The 20234-nt window shown below is 61.0% G+C and carries 19 protein-coding genes; 13 read left to right on the top strand and 6 right to left on the bottom strand.

The annotated features are described in order from the left end of the window. Positions 1–96: 96 nt before the first annotated feature. Positions 97–996 (top strand): LysR family transcriptional regulator, encoded by a 900-nt coding sequence (locus tag BLS60_RS03890; RefSeq protein WP_092364861.1) that lies wholly within the window; start codon positions 97–99, stop codon positions 994–996. 241 nt (positions 997–1237) lie between these two features. Here BLS60_RS03890 and BLS60_RS03885 read toward each other — a convergent pair whose 3' ends face one another. The 4 genes from BLS60_RS03885 to BLS60_RS03870 form a co-directional block, all read right to left on the bottom strand. Then, entirely contained in the window at positions 1238–1906 is a 669-nt protein-coding gene (locus tag BLS60_RS03885) for a TIGR04211 family SH3 domain-containing protein (RefSeq protein WP_070883887.1), read from the bottom strand. 285 nt (positions 1907–2191) lie between these two features. After that, positions 2192–3406: an MFS transporter gene (locus tag BLS60_RS03880; protein ID WP_092364858.1), complete on the bottom strand. Its 1215-nt coding sequence runs from the start codon at positions 3404–3406 to the stop codon at positions 2192–2194. 176 nt (positions 3407–3582) lie between these two features. Continuing rightward, positions 3583–4488 carry a LysR family transcriptional regulator gene (locus tag BLS60_RS03875; protein ID WP_092364855.1) on the bottom strand — a complete coding sequence of 302 codons (906 nt, stop codon included), beginning with the start codon at positions 4486–4488 and terminating at the stop codon, positions 3583–3585. 30 nt (positions 4489–4518) lie between these two features. Then, positions 4519–5034 carry a GNAT family N-acetyltransferase gene (locus tag BLS60_RS03870; RefSeq protein WP_092364852.1) on the bottom strand — a complete coding sequence of 172 codons (516 nt, stop codon included), beginning with the start codon at positions 5032–5034 and terminating at the stop codon, positions 4519–4521. 248 nt (positions 5035–5282) lie between these two features. Here BLS60_RS03870 and minC point away from each other — a divergent pair, with 248 nt between their 5' ends. The 9 genes from minC (at position 5283) to BLS60_RS03825 (ending at position 17491) form a co-directional block, all read left to right on the top strand. Further along, positions 5283–6017, top strand: coding sequence for a septum site-determining protein MinC (gene minC, locus BLS60_RS03865; RefSeq protein ID WP_092364849.1), 735 nt, complete (start codon positions 5283–5285; stop codon positions 6015–6017). Between the two features lie 214 nt (positions 6018–6231). After that, a complete protein-coding gene (minD, locus tag BLS60_RS03860; RefSeq protein WP_070883882.1) occupies positions 6232–7047 on the top strand; it encodes a septum site-determining protein MinD in 816 nt (271 codons plus the stop codon). Next, positions 7044–7298: a cell division topological specificity factor MinE gene (gene minE, locus BLS60_RS03855; RefSeq protein WP_070883881.1), complete on the top strand. Its 255-nt coding sequence runs from the start codon at positions 7044–7046 to the stop codon at positions 7296–7298. Before minD ends, minE begins: the two co-directional genes overlap by 4 nt. 184 nt (positions 7299–7482) lie before the next feature. After that, complete coding sequence (locus BLS60_RS03850) at positions 7483–8118, top strand: RluA family pseudouridine synthase (RefSeq protein WP_092364846.1); 636 nt, start codon at positions 7483–7485, stop codon at positions 8116–8118. Between the two features lie 325 nt (positions 8119–8443). Continuing rightward, positions 8444–10606: a TonB-dependent siderophore receptor gene (locus BLS60_RS03845; RefSeq protein WP_092364843.1), complete on the top strand. Its 2163-nt coding sequence runs from the start codon at positions 8444–8446 to the stop codon at positions 10604–10606. A 772-nt stretch (positions 10607–11378) separates the two neighbouring features. Continuing rightward, a complete protein-coding gene (locus tag BLS60_RS03840; protein WP_070883878.1) occupies positions 11379–14291 on the top strand; it encodes a ribonucleoside-diphosphate reductase subunit alpha in 2913 nt (970 codons plus the stop codon). A gap of 176 nt (positions 14292–14467) precedes the next feature. Then, positions 14468–15721: a ribonucleotide-diphosphate reductase subunit beta gene (locus tag BLS60_RS03835; RefSeq protein ID WP_092364840.1), complete on the top strand. Its 1254-nt coding sequence runs from the start codon at positions 14468–14470 to the stop codon at positions 15719–15721. Positions 15722–15826: 105 nt separating this feature from the next. Further along, on the top strand, positions 15827–16573 hold the full coding sequence (locus BLS60_RS21270; protein ID WP_143024571.1) for a hypothetical protein: 747 nt from the start codon (positions 15827–15829) through the stop codon (positions 16571–16573). 393 nt (positions 16574–16966) lie between these two features. After that, the gene (locus BLS60_RS03825) at positions 16967–17491 is read left to right on the top strand and encodes an REP-associated tyrosine transposase (RefSeq protein ID WP_092364834.1); all 525 of its coding nucleotides are present in this window, start codon (positions 16967–16969) and stop codon (positions 17489–17491) included. Between the two features lie 177 nt (positions 17492–17668). Here the strand turns inward: BLS60_RS03825 and BLS60_RS03820 are convergent, their stop codons facing one another. Both BLS60_RS03820 and BLS60_RS03815 read right to left on the bottom strand, forming a co-directional pair. Next, positions 17669–17854: a DUF1289 domain-containing protein gene (locus tag BLS60_RS03820; protein WP_092364831.1), complete on the bottom strand. Its 186-nt coding sequence runs from the start codon at positions 17852–17854 to the stop codon at positions 17669–17671. After that, positions 17838–18224, bottom strand: a complete 387-nt coding sequence (locus BLS60_RS03815; protein WP_244153353.1) for a hypothetical protein — start codon at positions 18222–18224, stop codon at positions 17838–17840. Before BLS60_RS03815 ends, BLS60_RS03820 begins: the two co-directional genes overlap by 17 nt. Positions 18225–18441: 217 nt before the next feature. Between BLS60_RS03815 and BLS60_RS03810 the strand changes: the two genes are divergently transcribed. From BLS60_RS03810 to BLS60_RS03800, 3 genes are all read left to right on the top strand, one after another. Then, the gene (locus BLS60_RS03810; protein ID WP_092364829.1) at positions 18442–19134 is read left to right on the top strand and encodes a GNAT family N-acetyltransferase; all 693 of its coding nucleotides are present in this window, start codon (positions 18442–18444) and stop codon (positions 19132–19134) included. Positions 19135–19302: 168 nt separating this feature from the next. Next, positions 19303–19611: a hypothetical protein gene (locus BLS60_RS03805; RefSeq protein ID WP_092364826.1), complete on the top strand. Its 309-nt coding sequence runs from the start codon at positions 19303–19305 to the stop codon at positions 19609–19611. Between the two features lie 91 nt (positions 19612–19702). Then, positions 19703–20221, top strand: a complete 519-nt coding sequence (locus BLS60_RS03800; RefSeq protein ID WP_092364823.1) for a hypothetical protein — start codon at positions 19703–19705, stop codon at positions 20219–20221. Positions 20222–20234: the final 13 nt, after the last annotated feature.

The following is a 20234-nucleotide window of genomic DNA, read 5'->3' as shown; positions in this document are numbered from 1 at the left end:
CCGTGGGTGGCTGCTGTAACGCAACGCTGATGATGTACGCGAGCATTGATCCCGTCTAATCTAGATTGGCATTCGATTGATACCTGGATTAGATCAATGTTCGAACTCGCCCAGCTGCGCTGCTTCACCACCGTCGCCATCGAACTCAACTTCCGCCGCGCCGCCGAGCGGCTCAATATGACCCAACCGCCGCTCAGCCGGCAGATCCAGCTCTTGGAGCACAGTTTGGGCGTCGAGCTGTTTACTCGCAGCACCCGCAGCGTTGCGCTAACTGCCGCAGGCCGGGCATTTTTCATCGAGGCGCAGCACCTGTTGGAGCGCGCCCACCAGGCTGCCGCCTCGGCCCGTCGCTTCGCGGCAGGCGACATCGGCTCGGTGAGCATCAGTTTCGTGGGCAGTGCGGTGTATGAATTTCTGCCCAAGGTGATCGCCGAGGCACGGCTCAGTCAGCCCCAGGTGAAAATTTCCCTGAGTGAGATGAATACTCACCAGCAGCACGAAGCGCTGCGTACCCGCCGCATCGATCTGGGCATCGTGCGCCAAACGCTGCTGCAGGCGGGTTATGAAAACGAATGCCTGGTTCGCGAGCCGTTCGTGCTCGCGGTGCCGAGCCAACACCCGCTAGCTAACACCGCCCGGGTAAACGTCGACGATCTCGATGGCGCGCCGTTTCTGATGTACTCGCACGCTGCCTATCCGCCCTTCAACGAGCTGCTCACCGGCATGTTCCGCTCGGCTGGCGTGGCACCTGAATACGTGCAGTGGCTGGGCTCATCGCTGACCATCCTGGCGCTGGTCAACGCCGGCATGGGGCTGGCGCTGGTGCCACGCTGCGCCACCAATGTGGTGTTCAAGGACGTGACCTTCCGCGAAATCGACCTCGGCGAAGGGATTCAGAGCGAACTGCATCTGAGCTGGCGCAGCAACAATGACAACCCGGCCTGCATGATGCTGCTTGAAGCGATCCGCGCCGCAGTGGCGGCAGACATGCATTGACACGCGAGAGCAGACGCAAGGGCGAGTCTGGCCCGTAGCCTGAGTTAGCACAGCGATACCTAGGTTTGCCCGTCCCGCGTGTCGCTTCGCTCGACCCGAGCTACCAAAGAAGGTCTTGATCACTCGTCATAGGGCGACAGACAGAACCGTAGCCTGGGTTGAGCGCAGCGATACCCAGGTTTGCCCGTCCCGCGTGTCACTTCGCTCGACCCGGGCTACCCGGAAAGCCGCTGATTAACCCTTACACCCACTGATCGTTACGCTTGCGGCGGATGCGGAACATGGTCGGCAGGATCAACCCGGCCAGCAAGCCGGCACCGGCGATGCTGCCGCCGTACACCATATAACGCATCAACACCTGTTTCTGCTCGTCGCCCAATTGCGCCTGGGCTTCACGCAACTGCGAGCGTGCCTGGTTCAGTTCGATATCCAGGGCACTGCGCCCGGCTTCCAACTCGTCGATCAGTGTCTTGCGCGCATCCAGGGTCTCCTGCATGCCTTGCACGCGGGTTTCCCAGGTGTCGTTGATGCCCGCCAGTTCGGCGCTCAGTTCGGTGACTTTCTGTTCGAGCGCTGGCAGTCGCTCGGCCTGGCCGGGCACTTCCTGCAGGTCACGGTTGGCGATCCACACGGCATCGCCGTTTTCGCCGCGAACCTGGCTGTAATCGCCTTGGGTGCGCAGCAATTGCACGCGCATGCCGGAGCTCAGCGTGCCAACGATGCGGTAGCCATCGGTCGGGCCGCTGCGCACATAAGTATTCAAACTGTCACTGACCCAGCGCACGTTGTCGCTGGCCTGCTGGGCATGCACCGGTGCAGCTACCAGTAGCAAACCGGACAGCAGCGAAGCCCCGAGCACGCGAACCTGCGACAGGGAAAGGGAGACGGAAAAAGGGCGGGCTAGGGACATAAAAACGATCTTCACTCGGCGGTGGAACACAATGCGACGCAGCGCGCTAACGTCGGCCAGGTGAATTGTTCTAGGGGTCGTCAAGGTCATGTAACTGGCGTAACGCCATGCCTTGCGCCCGGTTTGGCCGACTGCTGAAAGACCGCGGTGAATCGGCCTGGTTCCTCAGCAGCCGGTAGATCGCCGCGATCTGCCTAGATGGCAGACGCGCGGCAGGCACGGCGATACCGCGCTGAATGCGCATCGCCTGCCTCGTAAAAAGCAGGCGGATGCGCGGCGAGGCTGCTATTTGCTGGGCAGCGCATGTTGCGACGCAGCAGCACGCCAGCCGGCCCAGAGCGCGAGCAACAGAGCCGCCGCAGGGAACGCGCCACCAATCAGCGCGGCGCCCTGCCAACCGAAGTTCTCGTAGATCGGGCTGGCGATGGCCGAACCGGTGGCGCCGCCAACGAAGATGCTGGTCATGTACAACGCATTGAGGCGCGCGCGGCTGTTTTGCTCCAGTGCGTAAACTTCACGCTGGCCGAGCACCATGTTCAGTTGCACGGCGAAATCCAGCAGCACGGCACACAGCACCAGGCCGAGTACCCCGGCCAGCGGGCTGGCCAGCGTCAACGCGAACGCCAGCGGCGCAAGAATCAGCGCCACCAGGGTGGCACGCCGCGTGTGACCAGCATCGGCCAAGCGACCGGCAATCGGTGCGGCAATGGCACCGATGGCGCCCACCAGGGCAAACAGCGCCACCTGGGTCTGGCTGAAGCCGTAATGGCGCACCAACTCCAGCGGGGCCACCGTCCAGAACAGGCTGAACGAGGCGAACATCAGGCCCTGGTACAACGCTCGCTGGCGCAGCGTGGAATAGCGGCGCAACAGGCCGAACAGCGACAGCAACAGCTGGCCGTAATGGCCTCGATTGTCCGGCGCATGGCGAGGAATGGTGGTGGCGATCACCACTACGATGCCCAGCATCATTGCTGCCGCGGAGAAGTACACCGCGCGCCAGCCGAAGTACTCGGCGATCAGGCTGGCCACCGGGCGTGCCAGCAGAATGCCCAGCAGCAGGCCGGCCATGATATTGCCGACCACCCGCCCCCGAGTGGCTTCCGGCGCCAAATGAGCAGCGAGGGGTATCAGCATCTGCACCGATACCGAACTGAGGCCGATCAGCAACGACAGGCCCAGAAACAATCCCGGGGACGTTGAAAACCCGGCTGCGAGCAGGCAGACCATCGCCGCCAGCGTAGTCAGTAGCATCAGCCGACGGTTTTCCAGCAGATCGGCCAGCGGCACCAGAAACAGCAGCCCCACGGCATAACCGATCTGGGTCAGGGAGACAATCAGGCTGGCCTTGTGCATCGACAGCCCCACCGCTGGGGCGATCAGCTCGATGATTGGCTGGGCATAGTAGAGATTGGCGACGATGGCGCCGCAGCAGAAGGCGAACAGCAGCACCAGCGCGGGCGACAGGCCGTGGTGCTGACGGGAAGTGGATGTGTTCATGGTGGTCCTCGCGATGGTTCGGTGCGGACCGTCGCCCGGGGCAACGATCTGTAAATGCTCTGGCGTCACCAGCGTCAGGCTGGCCGGTTCAGGTGAGGCAACGGTACGGCGCAAAGCCTCGCCGGAGAATCCGTCGGGTACGCAACGCAGCGTTGCGCAGAATCGAACGCTGCCGCTCAGGCTTCGGCGTCCAGCACCTCACGCAGAAAGGCAATGAACGCGGCGACCCGTCGCGAGCCGCGCTGATTGGGCAGATACAGCACGCTGATCGCACCGCTCATCGCACCCGGTGCCACCTCGTATTGCGCCAGCAGACGCACCAGCCCGCCACTGGCCACGTCTGCTCGCACCAGCCAGTCCGCCAACAGCGTGACGCCCTGCCCGGCCAACGCTGCTTCACGCAGCACGTCGCCGTTGTTGCTTTGCAGAGGCCCGCGCACGGCCACCTGCTGCACCTCGCCGGCCGCGCTGAACTGCCAGCGCTGGCCGGCCGCGCCAAAATCGAAGCGCAAGCAATCATGCGCCAGCAATTCTTGCGGTTCATTGACCGGCTGGCTACGCGCCAGGTAATCCGGGCTGGCCACCAACCAACGCTGGAACTGGCCGACCCGCAGGCTGACCACATCCTCGCTGACCACTGCGCTGCCCAGGCGCACGGCAACGTCGACGCGCTCACCGAGCAAGTCGACCACCTCATCGTTCAGGCGCAGGTTCAACTCGAGTTCCGGGTGCCGTTCCAGCAGGCGGCCCACGTGCGGCGCAATGATCCGCCGACCGAATTCCACCGGCACACTGACATTCAATCGGCCACGCGCCTGGCTGCCGCGGTCGGCGATGGCCGCATCCGCCTCGTCGAGCGCCTCGAGAATCGCCACGGCTCGCTCGTAATAGGCTCGCCCGGCCTCGGTCACGCTGACTTGCCGGGTGCTGCGGTTGAGCAGCACGCTCTGCAGCTCGGCCTCCAAAGCGCTGACTAGCCGCGTCAGCGACGATGTCGCCATGCCGAGCGCACGACCTGCCGCAGAAAAACCGCCGCAGCGCACCGTTTCAACGAAGGCTTTCAGGGCCAGCAGCTTGTCCATGGCAGGCGTCCGTAGTGATTGGGGATGACTCTAGCGCAGCGTGGGCAACAGGCATTGCATATGCGTCGTTTGCCAGAGCGGGTCTGCCTCGACATCGACGATGGTAAAGCCCTGACGCTCCCAGAAACGAACCGCACCCGGTAAAAACGGATGAGTATGCAGGTACAGCGCCTGCACACCCGCCGCCTCGGCATGCTCGCGCAGCCGTGCGTAGAGTGCCTTGGCCAAGCCACCACGGCGAAACGCCGGCGCCACGAACAGCCGTACGATCTCCACCGTGCGCATGCCGTGGTAATCGAGCTGCGGGAAGCGGTGATCAAAGGGCAGGTAACCGACAGCGGCCACTACCTCGCCTTCACAGCGAGCCAGCCAGAAATGGCCATCGTCGCCATCCAGATACACCTGCTGGAAATGCGCCAGGTCATTGGGCAGCACGCGGGCGTCGAGCATCGGGAAAATCTGCGCGCGGGCGGCCATGACGAACGCCACCACGTCGGCTATATCGCCCGGCTGCACGCGGGCAATGTGGATCGGTGACTTGCTCATGCCCCTCCCAAGTGGCGCCGCAGGCTGCCGGCCAGGCTGGCCGCAGCGAGACGTGCGGCAACATAGCCTCGTACTCACCGGCTCGCAAGCGTGCAGCTCTGCTTATATAGGTGGGCGAGGCACCAATGACCGGTCACGCTGTCAGTGAAAGCCCGGTCATCGAATCGCCGCCGCTGCTTTTACCCTTGAGCCTCGCCGCCGTTCTCGTTATAAGTCCCGCTACTTTTCCAAGGCCCATCAGGCAGACCATGAGCCAAGCTGATCTCCTCGACCAAGACCCTGTGTTCCAGCTCAAAGGCAGCATGCTGGCCATCACCGTGATGGAGCTGGCGCACAACGACCTCGCACGCCTCGACGTGCAGCTGGCGGAGAAAGTCGCCCAGGCGCCGAACTTCTTCAGCAACACGCCGCTGGTGCTGGCCCTCGACAAGCTGCCAGAGGATGAAGGCACCCTCGATCTTGGCGAGTTGATGGCCCTGTGCCGCAAGCACGGCCTGCGCACCCTCGCCGTGCGCGCCAACCGCGACGCCGACATCGCCGCCGCCAATGCGCTGGACCTGCCGGTACTGCCGCCATCCGGTGCCCGCGAGCGAATCATCGATCCCGCACCGAAACCGCCAGAGCCACCGGCCAAGCCGCCGGAGCCAGAAGTGAAACCGACCCGCGTGATCACTACGCCGGTGCGCGGCGGTCAGCAGATCTACGCCCAGGGCTGCGATCTGGTGGTACTGGCTCCGGTCAGTGCCGGTGCGGAACTTCTCGCCGATGGCAACATCCATGTCTACGCACCGATGCGCGGCCGCGCGCTCGCTGGCGTCAAGGGCAATCGCCAGGCACGTATCTTCTGCCAGCAGATGGGCGCCGAACTGCTCTCCATCGCCGGTCAGTACAAGGTTGCCGAAGACCTGCGCCGTGACCCGAACTGGGGCCGTGCGGTACAGGTCAGCCTGACGGGCGACGTGTTGAACATCACCCGTCTTTAACGGATACTGCCCGGCACTTTAAACGGACACAAAGAGCACCTGGAAGCCATCAGGCGGGCTGTCAAAAGAATCACTGAATCCGCACCGGCCGGCACGTTGGGCAATCGCTTCTCTGCTTCTCGACGCGCCCCGACGCTCAGCGCCATCGATTTTTTCGACAGACCGCCAGTTACTGGCAGGTTCTCGCTTTTATTCATTTTTGGGGTGAATCACCTTGGCCAAGATCCTCGTAGTCACTTCCGGCAAAGGTGGCGTCGGTAAAACCACCACCAGCGCTGCCATCGGTACCGGCCTCGCCTTGCGCGGCCACAAGACCGTCATCGTCGACTTCGACGTCGGCCTGCGTAACCTCGACCTGATCATGGGCTGCGAACGCCGCGTGGTGTATGACTTCGTCAACGTCGTCAACGGCGAAGCCACCCTCACCCAGGCCCTGATCAAAGACAAGCGTCTCGAGAATCTCTATGTACTGGCTGCCAGCCAGACCCGTGACAAGGACGCGCTGACTCAGGAAGGCGTCGAGAAGGTCATCAACGAGCTGCGCGAAAACTTCGAATACGTGGTCTGCGACTCGCCGGCCGGTATCGAGAAAGGCGCCCACCTGGCCATGTACTTCGCTGACGAAGCGATCGTCGTGACCAACCCGGAAGTCTCCTCGGTTCGCGACTCCGACCGCATGCTCGGCCTGCTGGCCAGCAAATCGCGTCGTGCCGAACAAGGCGGCGACCCGATCAAGGAACACCTGCTGCTGACCCGCTACAACCCGGAGCGCGTTACCAAAGGTGAAATGCTCGGTGTGGAAGACGTCGAGGAAATCCTCGCCATCCGCCTGCTCGGCGTGATCCCGGAATCCCAGGCGGTGCTCAAGGCCTCCAACCAGGGCGTGCCGGTGATCCTCGATGACCAGAGCGATGCCGGCCAGGCCTACAGCGATGCCGTGGATCGTCTGCTCGGCAAGGAAGTGGCCCACCGCTTCCTCGATGTTAAAAAGCAGGGCTTCCTGCAACGTCTGTTTGGAGGTCGAGAATGAATATTTTTGACTTCTTGCGTTCGCGCAAGAAGGAAGCCACCGCCTCCATCGCCAAAGAGCGCCTGCAGATCATCGTTGCCCACGAACGTGGTCAGCGCACTCAACCGGACTACCTGCCTGCCCTGCAGCAGGAGCTGGTCGAGGTGATCCGCAAGTACGTCAACATCGACTCCGACCAGGTTCAGGTCGCACTGGAAAACCAGGGCAGCTGTTCGATTCTGGAATTGAACATCACCCTGCCGGATCGTTGATCCGCGTACCGTAAGGTGGGTTAGCGGCGCCTGGTGATGAGTTTTAATTCACCGCCAGAGCCAATGCGCTGCGTAACCCACCAAGCGATAGCAGAAGCAACATCGATCCTTTGCAGCAAACAACTCTACGAATGGCGGCCTCGATGGCCGCCTTTCGTTTTTATCGCCCAACCAAAGAATGCCCATGCCGCTCAGCCACATCGAAATCGTCCACCAAGACGCCGCCCTGCTGGTGATCAACAAACCCACCCTGCTGCTCTCGGTACCCGGCCGCGCCGATGACAACAAGGATTGCCTGGTCACCCGCCTGCAGGAAAACGGCTACCCAGAAGCGCGCATCGTACATCGGCTCGACTGGGAAACATCCGGGCTGATCGTGCTCGCCCGCGATGCCGACAGCCATCGCGAACTGTCCCGGCAATTCCACGACCGTGAAACGGAAAAGGCCTACACCGCGCTGTGCTGGGGCTCGCCTGAAGGTGACAGCGGCAGCATCGACCTGCCACTGCGCTACGACCCGCCGACCAAGCCCCGCCACGTGGTCGACCATGAGCAGGGCAAACACGCCCTGACCTTCTGGCGCGTGCTGGAGCGCCATACCGAGCACAGCCGTGTCGAGCTGACGCCGATCACCGGCCGCTCCCACCAACTGCGCGTGCACATGCTGTCCATCGGTCACCCGTTGCTTGGTGATGGCCTCTACGCCCACGAACAGGCCTTGGCCGCCTACCCGCGCCTGTGCCTGCACGCCAGCATGCTCAGCCTGACCCATCCGCAAACCGGCGAACGCCTGCGCTTCGAGTGCCCGGCGCCGTTCTGATGGGTAAGCGCTAATCCCGCCTGGTAGCCCGGCAGGGGGGGGGTAGCGAAGCCCGGGAACAGCTCCTGGGTATCGCTTCGCTCAACCACAGGCTACGGGCTGATCGCTGCTCTGATAGCCCGGCGTAGAGCGAAGCGAAACCCGGGGACGACGCCTCGGTATCGCCTCGACATCCGCAGGCTACGGACACCGAGAACCGGCATGGCAACGGCAGCGCTTATGAAGGACAATGCCGCCCCGCCAAGCGATGGCCGCCTCGTGCCGACAACAAATCGCCCGCGTACCGGATAGCCCACCGCCGACCCCCGCATCCAAGGAAACTTGCATGGCCCTGCCTCGCCCGCGTTTCGCCCCGACTCTGCTCACCCTGGCGCTCAGCCCAATGCTGTCCTGGGCCGCCGACTCGGTAGTGGCCCTCGACGCCACCACCATCGAAGAACGGGCCAGCGGCGAGTACCAGGCGCGCAGCGCGTCGGTCGGTGGTTTCGCGGATGCGCCGTTGCTCGATACGCCGGCCTCCGTGTCGGTGGTCACCCGGCAATTGATCGATGACCAGCAGGCCCGCCTGCTCAGCGATGTGCTGAAGAACGATGCATCGGTGGGCGAGGCCTACGCGCCAATTGGCTACTACGAAAACTTCGTGGTGCGCGGCTTCTCGCTGAATGCCGCCAACAGCTACCGGGTCAATGGCCGCAGCGTGGTGGGCGAGCAGAACGTGGCGCTGGAAAACAAGCAGCAGGTCGAACTGCTCAAGGGTCTCTCGGGCCTGCAGAGCGGCGTCACTGAGCCCGGCGGGTTGATCAACTACGTGACCAAACGAGCCGAAAACGTGCGCTCGTTGAGCGTGGCCAGCAATCAGGATGGTGAGCGCTATATCGCCGCCGACCTCGGCCGCTGGTTTGGAAGCGAACAGCAACTGGGCCTGCGCCTTAACCTGGCCCATGAAGACATCCGCTCCTTCGTCGAGCATGCGGACGGCACGCGCGACTTCGTTTCTCTCGCCCTGGACTGGAACCTGTCGCCGGACGCCACGCTGCAGCTGGACGCCGAATACCAGACTCGCGAGCATCGCTCGGTGGCCGGCTACCAGCTGCTGGGCGGCAGTCAGGTGCCCAGCGGCGTCAACCCGGATAAACGCCTGGGCCATCAAAACTGGGCAAAACCGGTGGGCATCGATTCGCTGAACCTGGGCGGGCGCTTCGAGTACCGCCTCGATGACAACTGGAAGGCGGCGCTGGATGCCTCGCGCAGCAACGTGGTGATCGATGATTACAGCAGCTTCCCGTACGGCTGCAGCCCTGCCTCTGGCTGCAGCGACTGGCTGACTCATTTCAGCCCCGAAGGCGGTTATGACCTATATGACTACCGCAGCCCGGATGACAGGCGCCGCCATGACGAGTTGCAGGCCACCCTTTCCGGCGCCTTTGCCACCGGCACCATTGGCCACGAGATGACCGTCGGCAGCAGCGCCCTGCGCCGCACCGTGGATCGTCGCGAGGCGATCAACGTACAGATCGGCTCGGCCGACATCGATCAGCATCCCGCCGAATTCTCCCCGGCAGGCCTGCCGCTCAATTCCAAGCACCGCCGCCTGGACAGCCGACAGTACGGCCTGTTCTTCAGCGACCGGATCAGCTTCGACGAGCACTGGCAGGTGCTGCTGGGCGGGCGCCAGGTACGTTTGGACGAAGAAGCGTTCGACAGCGACGGCATGCGCCAGCGCCATACTCAACGCAGCGAGTTCTTGCCCAACGCCGCGCTGCTCTATAAGCCGCAGGCCGACACCACCTTATACGTGAGTTACAGCAAAGGGCTAGCGCTTGGCGGCGAAGCGCCCTGGTTCACTACCAACGTCCGCGATGGTGTGGATGAAACGCTGGCTCCGACCACCTCACGCCAACTGGAAGCCGGCCTCAAGCGCGACTGGCAAGGCCTGAGCCTGGGCGCTGCGCTGTTTCGTATCGACCAGGCCCTGCAATACAGCCGCCCGAACGATGGCGACTTGCCGACCTACGTGCAACAGGGCAAGCAGCGCAATATCGGCCTGGAATTCAATGCCAGCGGCCAGGCCACTGACAACCTGCAGCTATCCGCCAGCACCGCCTTTATCCGCGCGCGGGCAATCAACACTGGCACCGAAGCGTACGAAGGCCACCAGGCCGTGAACGTGCCGAGGGTGCGCGCCAGCCTGTCCGGGGATTATCGGGTGCCGGGCATTCAGGGCCTGGCGCTGCTTGGCGGTCTGCAGTACAGCGGCAGCAAGTACGCCAACCCGAGCGGCACGGTGAAGGTCAGCGACTACACCGTCTTCAACCTCGGCAGCCGCTACACCACGCGCATCGAAGGCTACGAAGCGGTGCTGCGCCTGACCGTCGACAACCTCTTCGACACGCGCTACTGGCGCGACACAGGTGCTTATCAGGGCGATGGCTACCTGTTCCCTGGCGACCCGCGCACGGCGCGCCTGTCCGCCACGGTGAATTTCTGAAGTAATTGGGTAGCAAAGAGGCGCCGCCACGTCGAGATGACGGCGGCGCATCACCTCGCACTATAAAGGCCGCCAGACACTGCACATTGCAGGCCAGAACGCCCCAAGAAAACCCTACATATTGTGTTTATGTGACGAAGTGAAATCGGCGCGCCAATCGCTAAAAAAAATCTACCTGCGGCAACTGCGCCCACCCGCTCGACGCCTCGACCGGCATCCCAGTATTCATGGGCATTTGCGCCACTTACCCCGTTTTCACCCACAGATTTATCCACAGACCGAAGGGCTTGCCTTAGCCCCACCATCGCACTATCTTGTATCCCCATCGCGCCAAACCCCTACATGTTGGGTTTTTGGCCAAAATGGACACAAGCATAAAGACGCTGAGAAAGTCCATACCTAGCGCTTTTTCGGTGCACTGAATCAGCAGCGGGAACAGCGCGTTGGCAAAATGTGCAGCACGAGCCTGAACGACTTGGCTCGTATGGCTATCACGAAACATCGCTCGCCGCGCTTGCACAGGCACCACTACATGTAGTGGCCGTGCTCAGCAGGAAGCACCAGTAACGCCAGGGATGACGTGTTCCGGCATCGAGACAGTACCCACTGCCGCTGCGCACTTCGCGAGGCAGTTCTAACCGCCTATTTGCAACACCCTGCTGCCAGCCTTGTGCAGGCTTCAGGCTTTGTCGATTGGAATGAAAGCCAGGTACCGAACGAACCGCTGCAGAACGCTTATCCCGGAAAAATTTCATTGATCATGGAGACCTTCATGCACACCGACACCACTCGCGAGAACCCTCAGGCCAATCTGCCTCAGGGCGACGCCACCCAGTCTCTGGCCGCTACCGCGCCAGGCCAACTGCGTGTGATCAAGCGTAACGGCACCGTCGTGCCTTATACCGGTGACAAAATCACCGTCGCGATCACCAAGGCGTTTCTCGCAGTGGAAGGCGGCAACGCCGCCGCTTCGTCGCGTATCCATGACACCGTTGCGCGCCTGACCGAGCAGGTCACCGCGACCTTCAAGCGTCGCATGCCGTCGGGCGGCACCATCCACATCGAAGAGATCCAGGATCAGGTCGAACTGGCCCTGATGCGTTCCGGCGAGCAGAAAGTTGCCCGCGACTACGTGATCTACCGCGAAGCCCGCAGCCAGGAGCGCAAAACCGCCAGCGCAGCCGACGGCATCGCCCAGCCGCACCCGAGCATCCGCGTGACCCTGGCTGACGGCAGCATGGCGCCGCTGGACATGGGTCGCCTCAATACCATCGTCACCGAAGCCTGTGAAGGCCTGCTGGAAGTCGACGGCGCGCTGATCCAGAAAGAAACCCTGAAGAACCTCTATGACGGCGTTGCCCAGAAAGACGTCAACACCGCCCTGGTGATGACCTCGCGCACCCTGGTCGAGCGTGAGCCGAACTACAGCTACGTCACCGCCCGCCTGCTGATGGACAACATCCGCGCCGAAGGCCTGAGCTTCCTCAACGTCGCCGCCAGCGCCACTCACCACGAGATGGCCGAGCTGTACGCCAAGGCCCTGCCCGCCTACGTCGAAGCCGGCGTCGAGTTCGAACTGCTCGACCCGAAACTGAAAACCTATGACCTGGAAAAACTAGGCAAGGCGATCAACCACGAGCGTGATCAGCAGTTCACCTACCTGGGCCTGCAGACCCTGTACGACCGTTACTTCATCCACAAGGACGGCGTCCGTTTCGAACTGCCGCAGGTGTTCTTCATGCGCGTGGCCATGGGCCTGGCGATTGAAGAGCCGAAGAACCGCGAAGACCGCGCCATCGAGTTCTACAACCTGCTGTCGTCGTTCGACTACATGGCCTCCACGCCGACCCTGTTCAATGCCGGCACCCTGCGCCCGCAGTTGTCCAGCTGCTACCTGACCACCGTACCGGATGACCTGGGCGGCATTTACGACGCCATCCGCGACAACGCCCTGCTGAGCAAATTCGCTGGCGGCCTGGGCAACGACTGGACCCCGGTTCGTTCGCTGGGCGCCTACATCAAGGGCACCAACGGCAAATCCCAGGGCGTCGTGCCGTTCCTGAAAGTGGTCAACGACACCGCCGTAGCGGTCAACCAGGGTGGCAAGCGCAAAGGCGCTGTCTGTGCCTACCTGGAAACCTGGCACATGGACATCGAAGAGTTCATCGAACTCCGTAAGAACACTGGTGATGACCGTCGCCGTACCCACGACATGAACACCGCCAACTGGATCCCGGACCTGTTCATGAAGCGCGTCTTCGACGACGGCAAGTGGACCCTGTTCTCGCCAAGCGAAGTGCCGGACCTGCACGACCTGACTGGTAAAGCCTTCGAAGAGCGCTACGAGTACTACGAAGCCCTGACCGAGTACCCAGGCAAGGTCAAACTGTTCAAGACCATCCAGGCCAAAGACCTGTGGCGCAAGATGCTCTCAATGCTGTTCGAAACCGGCCACCCATGGCTGACCTTCAAGGACCCATGCAACCTGCGCAGCCCGCAGCAGCACGTGGGCGTGGTCCACAGCTCCAACCTGTGCACCGAGATCACCCTGAACACCAACAAGGATGAGATCGCCGTCTGCAACCTGGGCTCGATCAACCTGCCGAACCACATCAATGACGGCAAGCTGGACACCGCCAAGCTGGCACGCACCGTGAAAACCGCAGTACGCATGCTCGATAACGTCATCGACATCAACTACTACTCGGTACCGCAGGCGCGTAACTCCAACTTCAAGCACCGTCCGGTCGGCCTGGGTATCATGGGCTTCCAGGACGCGCTGTACCTGCAGCACATCCCGTACGGCTCCGATGCCGCCGTCGACTTCGCCGACAAATCCATGGAAGCGGTCAGCTACTACGCCATCCAGGCTTCCTGTGACCTGGCTGACGAGCGCGGCGCCTACGAAACCTTCCAGGGTTCGCTGTGGAGCAAGGGCGTGCTGCCGCTGGATTCGCAGCAGATCCTCATCGAGCAGCGTGGCCAGAAGTACATCGACGTCGACCTGAACGAAACCCTCGACTGGGCACCGGTACGGGCTCGCGTACAGAAAGGTATTCGTAACTCGAACATCATGGCCATCGCGCCGACTGCAACCATCGCCAACATCACTGGCGTGTCGCAGTCCATCGAGCCGACCTACCAGAACCTGTACGTGAAATCGAACCTCTCGGGCGAATTCACCGTGATCAACCCCTACCTGGTTCGCGACCTCAAGGCGCGCGGCCTGTGGGACTCGGTCATGATCAACGACCTGAAGTACTACGACGGCTCCGTGCAGCAGATCGAGCGCATCCCGCAAGAGCTCAAAGAGCTGTACGCGACTGCCTTCGAAGTGGACACCAAGTGGATCGTCGATGCCGCCAGCCGTCGCCAGAAGTGGATCGACCAGGCTCAGTCCCTGAACCTGTACATCGCTGGCGCCTCGGGCAAGAAGCTCGACGTGACCTACCGCATGGCCTGGTACCGTGGTCTGAAAACCACTTACTACCTCCGTGCCCTGGCTGCGACCAGCACCGAGAAGTCGACCGTCAACACCGGCAAGCTCAATGCCGTGTCCAGCGGTGGCGACCAAGGCTTCAGCGCAGCCCCTGCTGCCGCGCCAGCCCAAGAGGCCTCGCCAGGCCCCGCTCCGGTTCCGAAGGCGTGCGCCATCGACGAGCCGGATTGCGAAGCCTGCCAATAAGAGGCTTCCGCCGGGTTGCAGCCATCACTGCCGCCCGGCACGCATAACGCAAAAGCCAGGCACGCCCTGGCCTCTGATAATCAGCCGTAGCGCTCTGCGTGCACCGCGAGCCACACATGATTAGCCACTATCCATACAGGCCGGCCACACGCCGGCCCTCAAGCAGGAGCCAAGCCATGCTGAGCTGGGATGAATTCGATAAGGAAGACGGCGCAGAAGCCGCCGCTCCAAAACAGACCGCAGCACAAGCCAGTGCCGACATGAGCCTGGACAAACTCAATCAGGTCGGTGGCAACGCCGCCCTCGAAGCACGCGCCATCGACGCCAGCGACTCCGATGCAGTCGCCCGTGCCAAGAAAGCCCTGAACGACCTCGACATCCAGGAAGGTCTGGACGATCTGGAAGGCGCCTCCGGCCGCGTGGAAGTCGGCGACAAGCAGATGATCAACGCCCGCGCCGACCTCAACCAACTCGTACCCTTCAAGTACGACTGGGCCTGGCAGAAGTATCTGGATGGTTGCGCCAACCACTGGATGCCGCAGGAAGTGAACATGAACGCCGACATCGCGCTGTGGAAATCCACAGACGGTCTCAGCGAAGACGAGCGCCGCATCGTCATGCGCAACCTGGGCTTCTTCTCCACCGCCGACAGCCTGGTTGCCAACAACCTGGTACTGGCCGTTTACCGCCTGATCACCAACCCCGAGTGCCGCCAGTACATCCTGCGCCAGGCCTTCGAGGAAGCGATCCACACCCACGCCTACCAGTACTGCATCGAATCGCTGGGCATGGATGAAGGCGAGATCTTCAACATGTACCACGAGATCCCGAGCGTCGCGAAGAAAGCCTCCTGGGGCCTCAAGTACACCCGCTCGATCTCCGATCCCAAGTTCGAAACCGGCACCCCAGAAACCGATCGCCAGTTCCTCAAGAACCTGATCGCCTACTACTGCGTACTCGAAGGCATCTTCTTCTACTGCGGCTTCACCCAGATCCTCTCCATGGGCCGCCGCAACAAGATGACCGGCACCGCCGAGCAGTTCCAGTACATCCTGCGTGACGAGTCCATGCACCTGAACTTCGGTATCGACGTGATCAACCAGATCAAGATCGAAAACCCGAGCCTGTGGGACGCGCAGATGAAAGACGAAGCGACCCAGATGATCCTGCAGGGCGCCCAGCTGGAAATCGAATACGCCCGCGACACCATGCCCCGCGGCGTACTCGGCATGAACGCGGCGATGATGGAGGACTACCTCAAATTCATCGCCAACCGCCGCCTGACCCAGATCGGCCTGAAAGAAGAATACCCAGGCGCCAGCAACCCGTTCCCATGGATGAGCGAGATCATGGACTTGAAGAAAGAGAAAAACTTCTTCGAGACCCGTGTGATCGAGTATCAGACTGGTGGGGCGTTGAGCTGGGATTGATTCTGAGCCGACAATTAGGAACTACAAATACTTCGGCCTGATAGAAATTTCGGGATCACGGAGAAAGACACCCCGCCTCTGTGCGGGGTTTTTTTTGGAAAAAAAATGAAAAACTATATCTATATTAATGAAAACCTTATTGAGAGCTCCTACAACCAACTCCCACCCAAGGCAAGAACAGAGATTAATAGCAAGGGAAAACTCTCCATTGAAAATTTTTCCCCAAAATTTGAACTTGAAATAGAAAGGATCAGAGCACAACCAAGTGCAGAAGAAAAAATTGAAGCCATAGAGAAGCATTATAGAAAAAACAATAAAATCCACCACGAACGGCCTATCGACAAAAATGACAAGCATGAAAATAATTTTTTCCTAGAGAGTACAACAGCAAAAAAATATCATATCCCCATAACAAAAAACTTTCCTTTCCCGGACTTAAAGGGAATTTCCGTATGGATATCCGATCCCGACCCATCGACTTTCTCAGAAAAAAGCTATGAATACAGGGGCACATTCCTGTATTTGGTTGAAACCTTATACGAAGACACTAGAAACACCTATTGCACAACAATATCGGGATGCTCAGCCCTACAGGCCATTGTAAATATGGCAACTGGGAAAAATTTATTTGATAACGAGAACTGGGGAAGAGAGCCTTATGGAAGGTGGAACCATGACCATCCGGGAATAAAATTAGGCAGTATTGGGGCATTTACAACAGGAGAAACCAGGCCTATAAAAACTCTCTACATGAGACGCTATATCACAGACGAGCAGAGTTACTTTTATAAAGCTAGAAAAATGCGAGTTAATGACTTATTAGCATACCCGCTCTACATATCGTCAATTTGATTGATCGTTCCCACGCTCCGCGTGGTAATGCCGCTCTCGACGCTCTGCGTCGATCACTCCCCTGACTGACACATCAGCTAATCTGCAAACCAGAGAGCGGGACGCGGAGCGTCCTCAGAAAACGTTACCACGCGGAGCGTGGGAACGATCAGCAAGTAGCCCGGACAATCCACGCAATGGTGGATGAAAAAAGCGTCATTCACCCTACGGGAGCCGTGAGCCGTGAGCCGGGAGCCCGAAGCAAGTAGCCCGGACTACCATCGCAATGGTGGATGAAAAAGGCGTCATCCACCCTACGTAGGGCAACTGCGGTGGTGATGTAGGATGTAGGGTGGACAACGCGAAGCTTGTCCACCATGGTGAAAACACCCGCACGCTCAAGGATGAGCCGCCATGCCCGATTACCGTCGCGCCCGTGTTCCCGGCGCTACTTACTTCTTCACCGTCAATCTGCGTGACCGCACCAGCGATCTGCTGATCCGAGAGATCGATCTGCTGCGTGAGACGGTAAGGGCCACACGCTCGCGACACCCTTTCCATATCGATGCTTGGGTGGTGCTGCCCGAGCATATGCACTGCCTATGGACTCTACCGCAAGGCGATGCCGACTTTGCCTTGCGCTGGAAAGTCATCAAATTCGCCTTCGCCAAACGCTTGCCCATCACCGAAACACGCACAGCCAATCAGCAGCGTCGGGGCGAGCGCGGTATCTGGCAGCGGCGTTACTGGGAGCACTTGATTCGTGATGAGCTGGATTACCAGCGGCACTTCGATTACATCCACGTCAACCCGATAAAACATGGGCATGTTGAACACTTGGTGGATTGGCCCTATTCAAGCTTCCATCGAGCAGTGGCAATGGGCGTTTATCCGAAAGACTGGTGTGCCGAAGTGGATGATGGCGATTACGGCGAGTAAGAGGCCGAATCTCTGTGGCATACGGACGACAGCTGTTGCGCTCAGATTTGTTTGGTGGATGAAAAGAGCGTCATCCACCCTACGCACTGATCGAGATAGATCGTTGGTATTCGTGACGCAGAGCGTCAAAGGCTGCATTCTCACGCAGAGCGTGGGAACGATCATTCTCTGCCCTGCTCATTTGCTTTTCTTCTTGGCAATCGCCTTCATCCGCGCAGCCGCTTTCTGCACGGTGGCCATCTTCTCGGGGCGTTTCATACCGCGCCATTTGCGGATTTCTTCTCGGGTGCGGCCGCAGCTGACGCACAGTTCACTGTTGAGCTGGCACAGCGAGACGCAGGGATTTTCAATGTCCTTGGCCACGTTTGCCCCTTGCCTGCCGCGATGAATCCAATGCCACCGGCCCGCTATCGTGCGGCCTGGCAGCCAAGCGTTGTTCGGCGCGAAAGGCGACGTGGGCGGCGATGTTCGAGACGGTGATGCCGATCTCGTCGAAGGCGGCCTGCGTCAGTTCGAGCATGCGCGCCTTGTCCGGGCTGCCGAGGGCGCTGTTCATGCGGGCCTCGGTATCGAACACCCAGGTCACCTGCAGGCTGCGCGGGAAGGCGTCGTAGTCCACGTCATGGGTGAGCCACTGGAACCCGACGATCTCGCTCTTGGCGGTTTCGCAGGCGGTGGTGAGCGTACGGGCCAGCTCTCGCTCCATGGCGGTGTGCGTGCGTTTCGATGACATCATTGCCTTCTATGGATCTGTCAGGGCTGTGCAACGGGGTGGGTAACTTTACCTGAAGCACCGGGTCGGTGTTTCGTGTGGCCGCAAAGCGCGGACACCAACAGCTGCCCATTCGGCCGTGAGCGCAACCGCTTGCACTCCGAACCACCCGCCCGGCTGCAAGCGTTACAATGCCGCCCGCCTATTTCACTGGGCCGCTACCGGAGCCTGCTTGTCGATGTTCACTCTCGTTCACCTGGATACAACGCCGCCCGAGTCCCTGAAAAGCCAGGTGCTGCAGATGGTGGTGGACTACTTCAGCGATATCAGCCCCGTGTCGCTCACGCCCAGTAACCCGCTGTATCAGCTGTACCAGTACGTGATCGGCTTCGAGGTGCACCTGTATCTGCAGGCCATGAACGGCGAGCCGGCGAGCCCGACGCAGCTGATTTTGGCCTTGGACGACGAAGACCCCGCCGTGGTGCTGGGCTTTGCCCTGTACCTGCCGAGCGCCGATGATGCGGAGGCCTGCACCCTGGCTTACCTGGCCGTGCAGGCCAGCCATCGCCGCAAGGGTGTTGCGCGGGCCATGCTGCAGCAGATCATCGAGCGCCACCCGCATGTCGAGCTGGCCTGCTCGACCGGCCAGGTGCCGACCTTCGAGGCACTGGGCTTTCAGGTGCTGGCGGCGCAGGGCCCGCAGGTATCGATGAACACCCGCGACTATCGCTCGGACGGCATGGTGGCGGTGCAGGACCTGGAACCCATCTACCAGTCCACCGAAGTGCGGCAGATTCATGCGTACCTGTTGAAGCAGCACGGCAAGAAGGCCATGACCGAAGCCGAGAAAAAGCGCGACCGTCTGCTCGACCAGATGACCTATCAGGCGCAGCAACTGGTCAGCGAACGTCTCACGCCGACGATTCACTGACGGCGGCGAAGCAGGCGCGATCCGCTGCCGATACGGCGAATGCAGAAGCGCTGGCTGCGCGGCCTTGGCTCACCCTGCTGCGCTGCATTGCATTGGATTGCGTGACGCATCACGCAGCGTGGCCGGCAGATGCACTACGCTAAGCAAGCCCACCTTGAGCAGACTGCGATGAACGACGGCAGCAACCTGATCCTCTTCTTCGTGACACAGCTCGTGCTGCCGTTGGGGCTCGCCTACGCCTATTGCCGTCGCAAGAGTATTCCCACCCAATCCTGGCGAGCGGGTGCCGTCTTTCTGGTGACGTTGTCTGCAGCAATGCTGCTGTTCACCGGCCTGCTTGGCCTGCCCACCCATGTGAAAAACGTCGGCTTCATGACCAACCGCCCTATGGGTTTGACCTGCGGCGCCATAGGTATCGTTGCGGGGCTAGTAATGGGTTGGGTTGCGCGGCATTTCGAAGGGAAGCCAGAGCGCTAGTCGCGCTGCATCGTTGCAATCGAATTCGGCAGATAAAGCAGGATCGCCCCGGTTGGTCGGGCACGACCGGCGCTTGGAAGGAGTTATGTTTATGGACATCCGTTTTCTGACCTTCCCCGAGTTTCAGAACGTGTATTTCTACCGTTCCATCACCCTGGCTATTCTGGCGGCTGCCGGCGTGCTGGTGATCGTCAGAGCACCAGACACGCGCCTGCCCGAGCTGATGGTGGTCGGCGGCTGCCTGCTGATCATGGCGTGGCGATTTGCCTTGGAATGGCGGCGCTTGAGCAAGGCCGGGCCCGCTTCGATGCATGAGGAGGAGCTGATCGTTGCCAGCCCACACGGTGACCGGCGGATTGCGCTGAGCAGCGTTCAGGCAGTCGCTACCATGCACAGCTTGTTCATGGTGCGGCGCTATCGTTCGTGGTCCGATCACCTGGCGTTTTTGCAATTCACCCTGCATAACGGCGAGCGCGTGTACACGCTGGTAGAGAGCGCGGTGTTCGAATCACCAGCGGCCAAACGCAGCCTGGCGGCCATCCGCGCTGCCGTGCTGGCGGCGAAGGTAAGAAGCGCAGCCGCCGAGCGCTCTACGGCGCAAGCAACCTAGCAGGCGCCGCAAC

Source organism: Phytopseudomonas seleniipraecipitans (genome assembly GCF_900102335.1).
In the GTDB taxonomy this organism is placed as follows: Bacteria; Pseudomonadota; Gammaproteobacteria; order Pseudomonadales; family Pseudomonadaceae; genus Aquipseudomonas; species Aquipseudomonas seleniipraecipitans.
Note: the sequence above shows the minus strand (reverse complement) of the source record. Positions and strands in the feature narration are given on the sequence as shown.

Excerpts from the sequence above, each read along its gene's own strand:
- BLS60_RS03890 (WP_092364861.1), top strand. The coding sequence starts at position 97 with ATGTTCGAACTCGCCCAGCTGCGCTGCTTCACCACCGTCGCCATCGAA.
- BLS60_RS03885 (WP_070883887.1), bottom strand. The coding sequence starts at position 1,906 with ATGTCCCTAGCCCGCCCTTTTTCCGTCTCCCTTTCCCTGTCGCAGGTT.
- BLS60_RS03880 (WP_092364858.1), bottom strand. The coding sequence starts at position 3,406 with ATGAACACATCCACTTCCCGTCAGCACCACGGCCTGTCGCCCGCGCTG.
- BLS60_RS03875 (WP_092364855.1), bottom strand. The coding sequence starts at position 4,488 with ATGGACAAGCTGCTGGCCCTGAAAGCCTTCGTTGAAACGGTGCGCTGC.
- BLS60_RS03870 (WP_092364852.1), bottom strand. The coding sequence starts at position 5,034 with ATGAGCAAGTCACCGATCCACATTGCCCGCGTGCAGCCGGGCGATATA.
- minC (WP_092364849.1), top strand. The coding sequence starts at position 5,283 with ATGAGCCAAGCTGATCTCCTCGACCAAGACCCTGTGTTCCAGCTCAAA.
- minE (WP_070883881.1), top strand. The coding sequence starts at position 7,044 with ATGAATATTTTTGACTTCTTGCGTTCGCGCAAGAAGGAAGCCACCGCC.
- BLS60_RS03850 (WP_092364846.1), top strand. The coding sequence starts at position 7,483 with ATGCCGCTCAGCCACATCGAAATCGTCCACCAAGACGCCGCCCTGCTG.
- BLS60_RS03845 (WP_092364843.1), top strand. The coding sequence starts at position 8,444 with ATGGCCCTGCCTCGCCCGCGTTTCGCCCCGACTCTGCTCACCCTGGCG.
- BLS60_RS03840 (WP_070883878.1), top strand. The coding sequence starts at position 11,379 with ATGCACACCGACACCACTCGCGAGAACCCTCAGGCCAATCTGCCTCAG.
- BLS60_RS03835 (WP_092364840.1), top strand. The coding sequence starts at position 14,468 with ATGCTGAGCTGGGATGAATTCGATAAGGAAGACGGCGCAGAAGCCGCC.
- BLS60_RS21270 (WP_143024571.1), top strand. The coding sequence starts at position 15,827 with ATGAAAAACTATATCTATATTAATGAAAACCTTATTGAGAGCTCCTAC.
- BLS60_RS03825 (WP_092364834.1), top strand. The coding sequence starts at position 16,967 with ATGCCCGATTACCGTCGCGCCCGTGTTCCCGGCGCTACTTACTTCTTC.
- BLS60_RS03815 (WP_244153353.1), bottom strand. The coding sequence starts at position 18,224 with ATGTCATCGAAACGCACGCACACCGCCATGGAGCGAGAGCTGGCCCGT.
- BLS60_RS03810 (WP_092364829.1), top strand. The coding sequence starts at position 18,442 with ATGTTCACTCTCGTTCACCTGGATACAACGCCGCCCGAGTCCCTGAAA.
- BLS60_RS03805 (WP_092364826.1), top strand. The coding sequence starts at position 19,303 with ATGAACGACGGCAGCAACCTGATCCTCTTCTTCGTGACACAGCTCGTG.
- BLS60_RS03800 (WP_092364823.1), top strand. The coding sequence starts at position 19,703 with ATGGACATCCGTTTTCTGACCTTCCCCGAGTTTCAGAACGTGTATTTC.